This window comes from Nitrospira sp., assembly GCA_029194665.1.
In the GTDB taxonomy this organism is placed as follows: Bacteria; Nitrospirota; Nitrospiria; order Nitrospirales; family Nitrospiraceae; genus Nitrospira_D.
The window spans coordinates 142450-155613 of record JARFXO010000006.1 but is presented as its reverse complement, the minus strand read 5'-3'; the positions used below and the strand labels follow the sequence as shown (position 1 = coordinate 155613).

At 55.5% G+C, this 13164-nt stretch carries 12 protein-coding genes; 10 read left to right on the top strand and 2 right to left on the bottom strand.

Features of this window, described 5'->3' with window-relative positions; translation table 11 throughout:
* The first annotated feature begins 337 nt into the window (after positions 1 to 337).
* Together P0119_18825 and P0119_18820 are read left to right on the top strand one after the other, a co-directional pair.
* Entirely contained in the window at positions 338 to 2230 is a 1893-nt protein-coding gene (locus tag P0119_18825) for a cytochrome c/FTR1 family iron permease (protein ID MDF0668102.1), read from the top strand.
* Between the two features lie 152 nt (positions 2231 to 2382).
* Positions 2383 to 3003, top strand: a complete 621-nt coding sequence (locus P0119_18820) for a hypothetical protein (protein ID MDF0668101.1) — start codon at positions 2383 to 2385, stop codon at positions 3001 to 3003.
* 61 nt (positions 3004 to 3064) lie between these two features.
* Here the strand turns inward: P0119_18820 and P0119_18815 are convergent, their stop codons facing one another.
* A complete protein-coding gene (locus tag P0119_18815; protein MDF0668100.1) occupies positions 3065 to 4126 on the bottom strand; it encodes a 3-deoxy-7-phosphoheptulonate synthase in 1062 nt (353 codons plus the stop codon).
* 113 nt (positions 4127 to 4239) lie between these two features.
* On the opposite strand from P0119_18815, the gene P0119_18810 reads away from it, so the two are divergent.
* From P0119_18810 to P0119_18795, 4 genes are all read left to right on the top strand, one after another.
* On the top strand, positions 4240 to 4626 hold the full coding sequence (locus P0119_18810; GenBank protein MDF0668099.1) for a hypothetical protein: 387 nt from the start codon (positions 4240 to 4242) through the stop codon (positions 4624 to 4626).
* A 108-nt stretch (positions 4627 to 4734) separates the two neighbouring features.
* Complete coding sequence (locus P0119_18805) at positions 4735 to 7155, top strand: TonB-dependent receptor (GenBank protein ID MDF0668098.1); 2421 nt, start codon at positions 4735 to 4737, stop codon at positions 7153 to 7155.
* Between the two features lie 90 nt (positions 7156 to 7245).
* Positions 7246 to 7689, top strand: coding sequence for a hypothetical protein (locus P0119_18800; protein MDF0668097.1), 444 nt, complete (start codon positions 7246 to 7248; stop codon positions 7687 to 7689).
* A gap of 96 nt (positions 7690 to 7785) precedes the next feature.
* A complete protein-coding gene (locus P0119_18795) occupies positions 7786 to 8364 on the top strand; it encodes a phosphatase PAP2 family protein (protein ID MDF0668096.1) in 579 nt (192 codons plus the stop codon).
* Between the two features lie 3 nt (positions 8365 to 8367).
* On the opposite strand, the gene P0119_18790 is transcribed toward P0119_18795, so the two are convergent.
* Positions 8368 to 9336, bottom strand: coding sequence for a GTP-binding protein (locus P0119_18790; protein ID MDF0668095.1), 969 nt, complete (start codon positions 9334 to 9336; stop codon positions 8368 to 8370).
* Positions 9337 to 9471: 135 nt separating this feature from the next.
* Here P0119_18790 and P0119_18785 point away from each other — a divergent pair, with 135 nt between their 5' ends.
* From P0119_18785 to P0119_18770, 4 genes are all read left to right on the top strand, one after another.
* The gene (locus P0119_18785) at positions 9472 to 10224 is read left to right on the top strand and encodes an asparagine synthase-related protein (protein ID MDF0668094.1); all 753 of its coding nucleotides are present in this window, start codon (positions 9472 to 9474) and stop codon (positions 10222 to 10224) included.
* Positions 10208 to 10339: a hypothetical protein gene (locus P0119_18780; GenBank protein ID MDF0668093.1), complete on the top strand. Its 132-nt coding sequence runs from the start codon at positions 10208 to 10210 to the stop codon at positions 10337 to 10339. Before P0119_18785 ends, P0119_18780 begins: the two co-directional genes overlap by 17 nt.
* Positions 10340 to 10835: 496 nt before the next feature.
* Positions 10836 to 11618 (top strand): ParA family protein, encoded by a 783-nt coding sequence (locus P0119_18775; GenBank protein ID MDF0668092.1) that lies wholly within the window; start codon positions 10836 to 10838, stop codon positions 11616 to 11618.
* Positions 11615 to 12550 (top strand): ParB/RepB/Spo0J family partition protein, encoded by a 936-nt coding sequence (locus P0119_18770; GenBank protein ID MDF0668091.1) that lies wholly within the window; start codon positions 11615 to 11617, stop codon positions 12548 to 12550. The genes P0119_18775 and P0119_18770 overlap by 4 nt, the downstream gene beginning before the upstream one ends.
* Positions 12551 to 13164: the final 614 nt, after the last annotated feature.

Below are 13164 nucleotides of genomic sequence, written 5' to 3'. Positions count from 1 at the left end.
ATCCAACCGGCGGAGGGGACCGGATGTGCGCCAACATGGGAAGGCTTGGAAGGGAATGATGCAAATGATGGTCACCGGGATCCAGATAAGCCAATGACGTTAGTCTTCGCGGTTATTTCTACGTACACACACTTTTGAGTGCGCTGTGTTCTTACCCCTGACATGATTGAGACAGTAGCATGAGCCGGGCGGAAGCGACTGAAAGAGGTGGAGGCATCCAGTGCAATGAAGTACGGCAGACCATGAACGGGAGAGGACGAAGCTCACGGAAAATTGAGACGCAATGAAGCCTATACGTACCTTGTTGTTCTTGAGGAACTTACTCTCGTGGTGGCTGATGGTGATGCTGTTGGCCTCGATCATGCACGGCGTTGCGATGGCAACGCCGGCTGACGAGGAAAAGGCACAGACTATCGTCCACATGCTGGATTATGTCGGTGTGGATTACCTCGGGGTCGTGCAGGATGGCAAGGTGGTGAACGTCGAGGAGTACGCGGAACAGCACGAGTTTGCCACGCAGGTCGTAGTCCTTCTCGACCAGTTGCCCGCCGTTTCCGAGCAGCCGACGCTATTGAAGCAGGCTCGTGGGCTTCTTGCACGCATTGAGGCCAAAGCTCCTGGCAGCGAGATTTCCGCACTCATCGGCCGGCTGCGCATAGGCGTGATCCAAGCTTGGAAGTTGAGAGTGACGCCAGAACAACCTCCTGACCTCCAGCAGGCCGCGAGACTCTTTTCTCAACAGTGCGCCGCGTGCCATGGCACGCAGGGGCACGGCGACGGACCACTGGCGAAGGGTATGGAACCGCCGCCTAGCGATCTACAGGATGAGGCTCGCATGCGCCAGCGCAGTCTGTACGGTCTGTACAATACCATTACGCTGGGCGTGCACGGCACGCCGATGCGGGCCTTCACCGAACTCTCCGAGGCCGACCGCTGGGCACTGGCCTTCTTTGCCGGCGGTCTGCGCGCGGATTCTGAAGTGGTGGCGAAAGGGGAGGCACTGTGGCGGCAAGCCGAGGGCAGAACAGCTTTTGAAAGCCTGCGCGGGCTGGTGACAGAGGCGCCCAGTGAGCAAGCGCCTCCTGGTTCATCGATGGACGCTGTGCGTGCCTACCTGACACAACAGCCACAAGCGCTGCAGGCCGCCGCTCAGAGACCGCTGGGTTTGTCCCGTACTAAGCTCGACGAGGCAGCGCAAGCCTATGCGAAGGGCAACCGAGAAGATGCACAACGCCTGGCGACAGCGGCCTACCTTGACGGCTTCGAGCTGATCGAATCGGCACTGGACAATGTTGATGCGCCACAGCGCTTGGAAATTGAGCGCGAGATGACGTCGCTACGGACGGCCATCCGCGAGGGGCGGCCGTCCGAGGCCATAACAGCGCAGACCGCGAAGGTCAAGGCCCTGCTCGACCGTGCCGATGACGCGCTCTCCGGTAGCAGTTTATCGCCGAATACGGCCTTCGTAACTTCCATGCTGATCTTGTTGCGCGAGGGATTGGAAGCGATCTTGGTGCTGTCAGCCATCGTGGCCTTCACCGTCAAGATGGGACGGCATGATGTCTCACCCTACATCCACATCGGTTGGATCGGAGCCTTGGCGCTGGGCGGCATCACATGGATCATCGCTCGTTACGCCCTTAGCATTTCAGGCGTCAGCCGCGAACTGACGGAAGGCATCACAGCACTGCTGGCTGCGGCCATGCTGCTATACGTCGGCTGGTGGCTGCACAACCGCGCGAACGCGCAAGCTTGGAACCGCTTCGTCCGCGAGCAGATCAATGCCGCGCTGAGCAAGCGCACGCTGTGGGCGATGGCCGGTATCTCATTCCTCGTCGTGTATCGCGAGTTGTTCGAAGTGATCCTGTTTTACGAGACATTGTGGTCGCAGGCTGGTCCGGCAGGGCAGGGCGCGGTGCTGTGGGGCATTGCCACCGCAGCGTTGCTGCTGGTACTGATCGGCGGCATGATCCTTCGCTACAGCGTACGTCTGCCGATCGGGCCGTTTTTCACGGTCACCTCCAGCCTGCTGGCGCTGATGGCCGTCGTCTTTGTGGGGAATGGGGTTGCGGCATTGCAAGAAGCAGGCGTGCTGGAAACAACGACGGTGCGCTTCTTCTCACTGCCGATGTTGGGAATCCATCCAAGCGCGCAGAGCCTCATGCTCCAGGCGCTGACACTTGCGTTGATCGCCGGTGGATTTTGGTCCAGCCGGGCGAAGGCGGCATAACAAGCGCATCGCATCTACAGCCCAGATATTGCTCCGGCGAGGCGGTCCTCGACTGTGCCTCCCTTAATCTGATACCTCTCGAAGTGCCGTTCAGGTCCGATCCGGATATCGTGGTGCGATGTTCGTGACGGATGGGCCCCGACACTCTTCCTATGAATCTACAAGTAGGCATTGCGTCCTTTGCCGGCACCGGCGTCGAATTTCTAGAAACCGCCGTGATTGCCTATGCGTTGGCTCGAACCGGTTCCGTCAAGGAGGCGATCATCGGAACGGTGCTGGGAAATCTGCTCATAGCCCTCCCAGCCTATGCTGCCTGGCCATGGCTCGCGCGTATTCCCATTCATCTCTTCCAATGCGTGGTCGGCATCCTCTTGCTCTGGCTCGGCGGGTCGTGGTTGATCAAGTCCGTTCGTCGAAAGCGGCACAAGCAACGGCCGAGGTGGGTTGACGCTCCTCTGCGGGAGTTTCCAAGCAGCAGCGAATCGGGTGGAACAAGGTTCAACTTCTTCACGACATTGGTCATGACGAAAAGCGCGGCGATCGAAGCCTTTGAAATCTGCATGATCGTCTCGGCGTTGGCAGTGGCGTCTGGGGCGTGGGGTTCCGCATTGACGGGAATGACCGTCGCGTTGGTGGCAACAGGGTGGCTGGTGATCGTCGCAAAAGGCAAGCTTCAGCGTGTGCCGGAGGTGGACTTCAAACTATGGACCGGAGTGCTGCTCTCATCGATCGGCCTCTGGTGGGTCTACGAAGGATTGGTGAATTGGCCGTGAGCGACTCCTTGTCCGAATAAGGAGACTGATGATCGCAGCTATAGGCCGGAGAAGATAGAGTTTAGAAAACCGGCTTTGGAGTGATTGCTGCAGCGAGTTCGGTCAAGAGGCGTTCGGTCTCATCCCAGCCAAGACAGGCATCGGTAATCGAGACGCCGTGAAGGAGTGCGACGCCTTCTTTCCACGCTTGTCTGCCGGGATTGAGATTGCTTTCGATCATCAGGCCCATGATCGCCTGTCGGCCCTCACGGAACTGCCTCAGAACTTCGCGAGCGACGAGGCCCTGACGCGTATGGTCCTTACGGGAATTGTCGTGCGAGCAATCGATCATGATGGGACGGGCGATACCTTCGCCGGCTACTGCAGTCTCAGCAGTCGCGACATGTTCCGGCTCGTAGTTCGTTCTTCCACCTCCACCGCGCAGCACGATATGGCGGTCGGGATTGCCCATGGTTTTGATGATCGCCGTTTGTCCATCGGCGTTGATACCGACGAAGTGGTGCGGCGCACGGGCGGAAGTCATGGCATTAATCGCAACCTGCAGGCTGCCTTCGGTCCCGTTCTTAAAACCGACCGGCATCGATACACCGCTGGCCATTTCTCGATGGGTTTGGCTTTCCGTGGTGCGGGCCCCGATCGCCGTCCAACTGATGAGGTCGGCGATGTACTGCGGACTGATCGGGTCCAACAATTCGGTACCGCAGGGGAGGCCCATCTGATTGATCTTGAGGAGAATCGTTCTTGCCAGCTCCATACCCGTCGCGATATCGCAAGTACCGTCCAGGTGAGGATCATTGATGAGGCCTTTCCATCCCACAGTGGTCCTGGGCTTTTCGAAATAGGTCCGCATCACGATCAAGAAGCGATCACGGAATGCATCGGCGACCGACTTGAGCTTGGCGGCATATTCATAGGCGGCATCGGGGTCATGAATGGAGCAGGGGCCGACGATGACTAGGAGTCTTTCACGATCCTTTCCGTGGAGAACTTTGCGAATCGCTTCTCGGGTTTCGACGACGAGTGCCGCAGCTTGATCGGTAATAGGTAGCTTGATCTTAATGGCGCGCGGAGATGGCAAGGCCTTGATTTCAATAACATGCTGATTGTCGATCGGTCTATTCATGAGGGATTACGTCCTTCCACTCTCATTCTTGATGACACCTTGAGGGGGTAGTAATTTAACGAATCAGGCAACAAAAGTCCATATTGGTTGCCCCGATCGGCCGATCAAGTGCGATGGTGCTCTGTGTTGCAGTTCTTGCAATTCTGGCCATGGGTGCCTATTCTACCGCCATGTTTTCGCTCACGTTCAGGTCTCTTTCCGCGCGGCTCCTTGCTGGAGTCTCGTTGGGGATGGTCTGCATCATCCTGGGACTGGCTCCGTTCGCCGTGGCCCAGGAGGTTCACCATGAACTGGCCGCAGCGGACTCAGATGGTCACGAACATTCGGACACCGACATCTGTCAGTGGGTGCAACACCATATCGCCGGTTCGGTTGATCTGGATGTTCCACGATTAACTGTCTGCGATGCTGTCCGGCAGCAGGAACCTCCGAGTGATTCCATTCTCCTATCAGCTGCTCCTTCCCTGGTCGGTCCTTCTCGCGCTCCTCCGCAAGTATAGCTGGTCCATCACCCTAAGCAGTCAGTCTGGCTGGTAGGCCCTGGGATTCCAGTGCGCCTCATCCATTCGTTCATTAATGTGATGGGTTTGTGAGCGCGGAGGGACACGATGTACCCAGTCGTGAAGTGTGTGTTGGTGGTGACGTTCGTCATGATCGTTATGACACTCGCATGGGGTCTGTGCTCAATCGTTTCTGCACAGAACAATGACCAAAACTTGACAATTAAGGGGGTTGTTCAAAGCCAAGATCTTCGGCGAGCGGACCAGGCTATGGTCCAGGTACGTGATCAGGAAGGGAGCGTGGTCTCACAAGGGGTGACGAATCAGGCGGGGGAGTTCATCATCACGGTGTCGCAAGAGGGTACTTATTCTATCAGTGCCGTCCAAGGTACGTACAGAAGTGAATATGTCATCGTAAAAATCGGGACCGATAAGCCGATTCCTGTGACGCTTACGTTGGCGGTGACGCAGGAGATTGCCTTGGAGATCGTCTCGCAGCTGCCGCCAATTCAGTACAAAGCTTCCAGCGAGACCTACCAATTAAGCCGGAAAGACATCGAAACCCTTCCGCGCGGCAACAATAACACGGTAGCGGATGTGCTCCTGACCATTCCGAGCGTGGCTTACGGCGCCTTAGGCCAAACGCACATCCGGCAGGACCATGCCAACCAGCAGTTTCGCATCGACGGGATTCCCATTCCCGACACGGTGACCGGCGCCTTTGCCGACATCGTCCCGCCTCGTGCCTGGGAACGGGCCGATATCATCCTGGGTGGCATGGAGGCGCAGTACGGCAACAAGACGGCCTTGGTGGTCGATATCACGAGCAAGAGCGGCACGAAGCCGGGATTCGGATCACTGCAGGGTTTCGGCGGATCTTATGAAACGGTGAACCCTTCGTTTGAATACGGTGGGACGATCGGTGAGAAAGTCCGCTTCTACGCTCTGAATAGTTATGTCAGCAATGCCAGAGGGCTCGACCCCCCGACGTTGGGCACCGCGAATTTTCATAATCAGAGCGAGAAGAACAATGCGTATCTCCGCGGCGACTATCAGCTCGACAATCGCAACAACTTCAGCTGGATCCTTCTCACCTCTGTGGGGAGGTTTCAGATTCCCACGACGCCTAATCTCGCCGCCAATCAAAGCGTGTTGGCCCTGTTACAAGCCCAGGATCCCACATTCAACCCTGTCAACTCGAAAGACGTCAACCAGTTCCAAAACGAAAACAATCAGTATAGTCAAATGGTCTGGAGACATGATGTGAATGCGAGTCGTTTCTTCAACCTGGGATTCTACTTTCGGCGTGGAGTAGCGAATTTTCAAACCGACCCGTTGAACGCGTTATCCTACGCGGACGATGTGAACTCGGCTCAGACTTCGAACCAGGGGCGAACGGCCTATTCCGGTGGCTTTCGCTTGGACCATACCTGGGTACTCGGCAATCAGCACCTGATAAAAGGGGGCATGCAGTTCGACTATAGCCGGGCGAGCAATGCGACGCAAATCTTTGCGTTTGGCGACAGTGGCGGCGTGCCCGCCGGACCAGTGATTACGCGGGAGGCATCCAACCAAACCATTCAAACGCGACAAGAATTTTGGCTGCAAGATCAATGGACGCCGCATGAGCAATGGACGTTCAATGTGGGTGTGCGGGGCGATGCGATTCAAGGGTTCTACAACGAAGGACAGGTCAGCCCGCGGATCGGGGTGACCTACAAACATGACCAATCAAACGTGTTTCATGCCTACTACGGTCGGCTGTTCACACCGCCCAACATCGAGCAGATCGCGTTCGTCAATCTCAATACCCAAGACACAACGGCCGCTCCGGACGATCCGACAGGGTTCCGTCCTCGGGCCGAACGCGCGCATTATTTTGAAGTAGGGAGCTATCATGCCATCGGCCGCTATGTGACGCTGGAGCTGGTGGGCTATTACAAGCTGGCCAATTTTCTCTCCGATGCTGGTCAGTTCGGGACGACCCCGCTGTTGAATTTCTTTGCGTTCGAGCGAGGCTGGCAGCGTGGGATTGATGCTGCGTTGAAGATGCAGGTGAGGGACAAACTCACCTTGCGCGGAAACGTGGCATGGGGACAATGCAAGGGGTATGGTCTGCAGTCAGGACAGTATTTGCTCGACCAGGCGCAAATCAACGACATCACGTCAAGCAGTGGAGTTTTCTGCGATCACTCACAGTTTGTGACGAGTTCGGCCGTGCTGACCTACCGCCTCTTGGAGCGGACCATCATCACCGGACAAATGCTCTATGGTTATGGATTGCGAACCGCGGAAGCAGGTGCAAAGACCAATTCCTCGCACGAACCTTCGTATACGGTCTATAATCTGTCCCTTGCGCATACGATCCCGCTGCCCTGGCATGGACAGAAATTGCTCTTGGGGTTCGATCTTATCAATCTGTTTGATCGACAATATTTCTACAACAGTGGTGAGGGCAGCATCGGGCTCGGTGTGGCCCATGCGGGGATGCCGCGTTCGTTTTTCTTTCGTGCACAGTGGTTTTTCTGAGGTGGAGAAGGTTGAGGTCAGGGTCAAGGTGCTGTCAAGATGGCTGATGGATGTAGGTGCATCGGGCTCAAGCGCAGGAGAACGGACAGCATGGTTCTGCGACACCTAAGATGGCTGCTGGCCGGTGGAATCATCGGTTCCTCCATCCTGCCGGTTGCTGCGCATGCAGTGGCCGGTAATGAGGCGACGCATGCCTCTGATCATGAAGAGGATGTGCTCGAACTTCCCGAAGTCCATGTCCACGGCTTGTCGCTGAATAAGGATCAGCAACTTGGCCCGGTGCCGAAATCGACTCCGTGGCCCGGCATTCCACCGTCGCTCGAAGGCCAAGAACTCGATGATTGGATGAAGGCCCGTCTGTTAGTCTCGAAACATGCCAAGGTCACGGTCGTGGTACTCGAACCCTGCAAACATCGAGAGCTCACGATCGCCGGAATCAATGCGCTCGGCAAATGGACCTTCGGTCCGCAAATGAAAGGGGACGACCCGGTCGACGGCGAGGTGACTGTCCGCATTCATTTCAGGACGCAATGAGGTTGCGTCTGCGTCAAGTGCCACTTGTCAGTCGGGTAACAGATCGGTTCATGCTTGACGGTTAACAAGTAACGTTTTATCGTCGCACGCATGAGCATGGACGAGGCTCTCTTTCTGACCATCAACGGGTTGGCAGGCCGGTCGGCGGCTGCTGATCAATTCTTTCTTCAACTGGGAAATCGCAGCATGCTCTATCTGCCCGGAGCTTGCGCCATCATCTATTGGATCTGGGCCAACCGGCGCGAGGCGTTGTTTGGAGGTCCGGCTCTAGGAGCAGCGGTCGGGTTTTCAGATTTCATAGGCGGACAGCTCAAATGGGTTTTTGAACGGGTCAGACCTTGCAGGGCACTTACCGAAGCGGTCAAGATCGAACCGAACAGCTGCGGTGCCTTGTTCAGTTTTCCGTCGAATCACGCGACCAACACCGCGGCAATTGCGTCGTTCTTACAAGTCCTCTATCCCAAGTCCGGCTGGGTCAGTTGGCCGATTGTCGCGCTGGTTGGATTTGCAAGGGTATATGTCGGCGCACATTACGTGACCGATGTGCTCGGTGGATGGATGCTCGGAGGGGCACTGGGTGGAGGGGCCGCCTGGGCGCTACTGCGATGGCCTAGGTTCAGGAAGAAATTGGAAGGGGTTGTGAGGCCGATCAAGGAAGTGGATGTGCGGTCCTAAAGCTTACGAAGTCCTCTGGTGGTGTTCCACCGTGGCTAAGAGCTCAGCCCCCAGACGGTCCACATCGTATCCCCTCCCGATCAGCACCAGCGTCGGCTCCGGTTCATCCAAGAGAGTGAGCGGTGTGATTGTGGCCTGCCCCGGCGGCGCATACTGGAATTCCTGCAGCTCCGGTTCCTGCGCGAATCGGAAATAGCCTTTCGCCCGTTCAAGTTCTTTTGGGAAGGTTTTGATCCAGGCCAGAAACCTCCGACGATTGAGCGGGCCGGGCAACGGGATCGTGGTCGCGATGGGATGGTAGGGCGCTCGCTGATGTGAGGCAACTCGCGACTTACTGAATTGCACATTGGTAGGAGTTGCTGGTTTCGGTGAGGGATGCGGAGCCAACAGGTCGGCGGCATCGAGGCGCGCGTGCGACGTTTCCCATAGGCGAGCATAGGGGTTTTGTTCGAGGATGGCGGCACGGAACCGCTCCCAATGGCCTGGGACATAGAGGTCCCGCTTGTTCAAGATCAGTTCATCGGCACAACGGATGGCTTGTGTCGTCACATAGGCGGCGGAGTGACTTTCCTCCGCCGATACCGGATGCAGAAGGGCCATGACTCGTTCAAGAGAAGCCAACCGGGCCGTATAGGCATCAGTCACCGCATCGATCACTTCAGCCGGATCGGCGAGGCCTGAGCATTCCAGAATCAGCACATCCGATCCATGATCTCGCACCAGCTGCGCAATCCCCCAGGAGAGATCTTCTTTCGTGTCGCAGCAGACACAGCCCCCGGCGAGGTTCATGACTTGTTCGGCGAGCGTTCCGGCCCGAGGGCCATCAATGCTGACGGTCCCTGCCTCGTTCATCAACACGCCGGTTCGTCGGCCCTGTGCCTTCCAATACTCCAGCAGCCGCATTAAGAGCGTCGTCTTCCCGGCACCAAGCGAACCGCAGAGAATGTAGAAGGGGGCTGGAGTGAAGGTCATACTCATCCTTGATCAAGCACGTGCTATTGTACCGGGATGGATCCAGAACATGAAGGGCGGGGAAGTGGAAGATTCTTCCGCGCCGGTTGTCCAGCAATGGCCCCGTCAATAGCCGGCGGCGTGAGGCTGTAACAAATGCCATCCACCATTGACGATCCAGCTCATCTCATGCTTCATCGACTTGTGGATATGACATATTTATACCTACGTTTATTAACCAGGATTCTCTCTCTCCGCCAAGCCAAAGGCGAACGGTTTGTCACTAATTCTGATACCGAAGTTCTCCTGGCCGCGTATAAGGTTTGGGGACGTGAGCGTGCATCGCATTTTCGCGGGATGTTTCCGGGCGCACTGTGGGATCGAGAAGAGAAAAGCCTTTTCCTGGCGCGCGATCGCTGCGGAGAAAAACCTCTTTTCTATCACAGGGATGATCAGTGTCTCATGTTTGCTTCGGAGCTAAAGGGACTCCTGCCGATGCTGACATCAAGCCCGGCGCTTGACCCGTCGGTCGTAGATATGTACCTGCACTATCAGTATGTCCCTGAGCCGTTGAGCCTGCTTCAAGGTGTGCAGAAAATTCCGGCAGGTCATACGCTCATGTTGTCGCTTGATCACTGGTTTGCCGAACCGTTGCGCTACTGGACTGTAGAGGAGCCGCCGAAAATCAGCGGCTTGCCGATGGATAGTCCCGGTATGCTGCGCGGCATTCGTGAAGCCCTGGAAGAGGCCGTAAAGTTGACTCTCCGTTCTGATGTCCCCGTAGGAGTGGCATTGTCCGGTGGGATCGATTCCAGGGCCATTGCCGCTCTGGCGCGACAGCACTCCTCTTCTCTGTCAGCGCTGGGCCTCGTTGCTGTGTGGGGTGGGAACCGTGCCAAAGCCGGTTGAGCAATTGCACGTTTATGCGGCCGATCGCGATTATTTCGCCTATAAGCTGGTTCTTCTTGAAGAATGGCACAAGAGCGTGGTAAAGGCCAAGAGTTCGCAACATCTCAATGCGTGACCACACACCATTCCGAAGCGAATCGTCTCATCCGATGGCCTCACGTGAAGAACTTTGAACGATCATCAAAAAGACAGATATCACCATCTGCAAGGCTAACGAGGGAGCCAGATAGAATCCGGCAGTTGGAGGTACGCGCTTGTAGACACGCGCCAAAATAGGTGCACGTTATTGTGACGATACCCGCTCGTACCCCCGACCGACGGATGGAGGAGTTGCTCAAATTCTCATCTCACGCTGATAACCAGACGAGCCTGATTTGTCATCTAAACGCAGTAGCCAAGACCTGTATTCCCCTCACTGGTTGAGTAAACCAAAAATAAAGAGTCTCTTCGAGGAGAAAGAGGATTGACAATTCTTCCTGCCTAGGATACTGCTCCGGTCAGATCAAAAAATACTCTCGGGCAGTACAGGTGGCGGATTTGCTATGCATGTCATTAGGGAAAGAAAGTGACGAGAGTAGGATTCACCGGCCCATGAACAAGGAGAGCTGTCGATGAAAACGTTGGTCTTAGCCAATCAGAAGGGCGGCGTGGGGAAAACGGCGATTGCCTGCCAACTTGGGTACTTTCTCGTCGAATACCTCAAGAAACGAGTGTTGATCATTGACTTGGACCATCAAGGAAACACATCGAAAAACATCATCATGTCGAACCTGGCGACCACCTCGGCAACTACAGCTCACCAATTATTGACCGAACATGTCACGACTCTTGAGGAGGGAAATTTCGTAGTGATCCCGTCGCACGGTGACCTCTTGAGACTCGAAAGGCGGGAAGAAGATCACAACCAATTCGCCATGAATCTCAAACTCTTCCTGAACGAAATGGATGACCGGTTTGATGTGGCTATCATTGACACGAATCCGAACCCTGATATTCGTGTCCTTGCTTCGCTCGTGGTGGGTGATTTTGTGTTGTCACCCATTCAATTGAATCAAGAGGCCGTCGATGGTATTGCCGCGCTACGGGCGCAGGTCTTAAAGATACAAAGTACATTGAATAAAGATCTTCGATTCATTGGTCTGCTTCCGAATCTTGTGGAGCCCACTCCCTTTCAACGCGCCAATTTCGAACAGCTCTGTACGGCTTTTGCCTCGCTGTTCATTCGACTGGATGATGGACGTATGGCCGCCATTCCCTCACGCACGGCTGTGGCTGAAGCCCAGGCGATGGGCGCGCCTATCTGGACATTGCAAAAAACGAGTTCACGAGATGCGTGGATGCATCTCAAACCGATCTTTCATAAAGTTGCTCATACGATGGGGGTTATAGAATGAAAAAACCAATCACAGCGACACTGGATCTCACGGCTCTTGATCGTACCGCTTCTGCTCCCACTCCCGATCCGATCGCCAAAGAACGGACCGTGGCGGCTGAAGTCTTAGGGCGCCCGCTTCAAATTCCGGTCAGGGACATTGATGAAGATCCAGCCCAACCACGCCAAGAATTCGATGCGGCGAGTATGGAGGAGTTGGAGAACAGTATCAGACTGCACGGAGTCAAAACTCCTGTGTCGATCCGTCCGCACCCCACCGAGCAGAAGCGATGGATCTTGAATTTTGGAGCACGCCGACTCAGGGCCTCCAAATCTGCCGGGAAACCCACGATTCCCGCGTTCGTCGATCGGTCGCATACCGATTACCAGCAAGTCATCGAGAATTTGCAGCGGGAAGATCTTAAACCTCGTGAACTGGCGATGTTTATCAAAAGAAAGATGGATGAAGGGGAGAAGCAGGCGCAAATTGCAGAACTCCTTGGTGTGAATCGGTCCATGGTCACGAATCATTTAGCGCTCATCGATCCTCCTGGTTGCATTGAGGAGATTTATACGTCCGGCAAATGTCTCTCAGCGAAGACGCTCTACGATTTGCGGAACCTGCACAAGGAGTTTCCGAAGGATGTCGAACGGTGGTGCACCGCCACGCAGGAGATTACACGTGCGACGGTGTCGGCGTTGTCCGCCAAACTCAGAGGTCCACGAAAATCAAACAGCGCCTCGCCGAAAGTTGAGCAGGGGAGCGAGGAGCAGCTGCTCAGTCCGTCGACAACGATGCCTTCGTTGATCATCATCTTTCAAGATCGATCAGGAACGGTGGATCTGCATAAAGCTCCGCAGCAACCCAATCACCTGATCGTACATTTTACGGATGGAAAGCAGGAGGAAGTCCCAGCGCGCCAATGTCAAATTGATCAAATCATTTTTCAATAATCCACGGTCACTGCCCCCTCTCCTAATCCTAGCCAGGGAAGGGGAGGGGGAGGGCGATCACTCATGACACCGTAGTCGTTTGCCACCCACTAGCTTTTCAGATCGGTATCAAATCGCTTCCTGCCATCCCAACTAGATTTAGTCGTGAGTAATATGAGCGGGTGGACTTGTTGTTGGACATGTCCAACAAAACGCCGTACCATTCCTTATCACTTCTCACGACCTAGACGAACCGTATCAACTGGAACGGCTAATCCGTCCAGACGGAGCATGAAATGGACAATGAGACAATCGGATCTCCACTACAATAGTACGCTCAGGGCACGAACTGGCCAGCGGTGGTTATTCGCGGTTGGGGTTATGGGTGGAAGGTAAGCATGAGTCGGTCCATGAACAGTTGCGACTATCAGTGGTTGAGAAATTGGAGTTGAGCATCTGGAGACTGGAGAAATTGTTGGGCACGACATGGGGGGCCCGGCAACAAGAACTTTCAATGTGCTCTCAAGGTGATGTGTGGGCAAGAGGCCATACAGGTGCTCGAGCTGGTGGTAGGTAGGGGGCAGTGGTAGATCGTCGGTATGGTTTTGAAAGCCGCCTCGACCTTGGTGAGCTGG